This is a genomic window from Acinetobacter lactucae, assembly GCF_013344765.1.
Taxonomy (GTDB): domain Bacteria; phylum Pseudomonadota; class Gammaproteobacteria; order Pseudomonadales; family Moraxellaceae; genus Acinetobacter; species Acinetobacter lactucae_A.
In genome coordinates, this window is record NZ_JABVBF010000324.1 from 1 (window position 1) to 1380 (window position 1380).

1 protein-coding gene is annotated in these 1380 nt (G+C 38.5%); it reads left to right on the forward strand.

Annotated elements, in window-relative coordinates; translation table 11 throughout:
- The first annotated feature begins 315 nt into the window (after positions 1 to 315).
- Positions 316 to 1341, forward strand: a complete 1026-nt coding sequence (omp38, locus tag HUN22_RS17055) for an outer membrane protein Omp38 (RefSeq protein WP_017385600.1) — start codon at positions 316 to 318, stop codon at positions 1339 to 1341.
- Positions 1342 to 1380 lie beyond the last annotated feature (39 nt).

A 1380-nucleotide genomic window follows, 5' to 3' on the forward strand; every position in this document is an offset into this window, starting at 1 on the left:
TTTTTATAGTGAGGAAACACAAAATTAAATAAAGGTTATCAGGATGCTAGAATACTGGTAAAATCACCGTAAGCGAAAGAAAGAAGTTGTTCATATTTGCTAATTGAGTGAAAAATTACCGAATTACAACGGAAATTGTAAGTAATTTTGTCAATAATTTACTTGATTAAAATTATCAAGCACTTGGAAAGTCTATCAAGTGTTTGTATGATTCAAATGTGAATAGCTTAAAAATAATACTGGGGTGAAAATATCTCAGGGGCCAATAAATTTAGGCTGAGCTTGAACAACAATTGTTATCTCTGGAGGATATCCATGAAATTGAGTCGTATTGCACTTGCTATGCTTGTCGCTGCTCCATTAGCTGCTGCTAATGCGGGCGTAACTGTTACTCCTTTATTAGTAGGTTATACTTGGCAGGATAGTGACCACAACAACGATAAATTAACAAGTCATGCTGAATTGCAAGATGATTTATTCGTTGGTGCTGCACTAGGTGTTGAATTAACTCCTTGGTTAGGTTTCGAAGCTGAATATAACCAAGTTAAAGGTGATCTTGAAGGTACTGGCGTAGCTGGTTCAGAATACAAGCAAAAAACTATTGCTGGTAACTTCTATGCAACTTCAGATTTGATTACTAAGAACTATGACAGCAAATTCAAGCCGTATGTATTATTAGGTGCAGGTCAAACTAAAACTGAGTTTGATGGTATCTATGAAGACAAGAAAGATACTATCGGTAATGCCGGTGTAGGTGCTTTCTATCGTTTGAACGATGCATTATCACTTCGTACAGAAGCTCGTGGTACTTATGACTTTGACGAAAAATACTGGCGTTATACAGCTCTTGCTGGTTTAAACGTAGTTCTTGGTGGTCACTTGAAGCCTGCTGCTCCTGTAGTAGAAGTTGCTCCAGTTGAACCAACTCCAGTTGCTCCACAGCCACAAGAGTTAACTGAAGACCTTAACATGGAACTTCGTGTGTTCTTTGATACTAACAAATCAAACATCAAAGACCAATACAAGCCAGAAATCGCTAAAGTTGCTGAGAAGTTAACTGAATACCCTAACGCTACTGCACGTATCGAAGGTCACACAGATAACACTGGTCCTCGTAAGTTGAATGAACGTTTATCTTTAGCTCGTGCTAACTCTGTTAAATCAGCTCTTGTAAACGAATACAACGTTGATGCATCTCGTTTGTCTACTCAAGGCTTCGCTTGGGATCAACCGATTGCTGACAACAAAACTAAAGAAGGTCGTGCTATGAACCGTCGTGTATTCGCGACAATCACTGGTAGCCGTACTGTAGTAGTTCAACCTGGTCAACAAGCTCAATAATTTGAGTTTCTGAACAGTAAAAAAGCGACTCATTAGAGT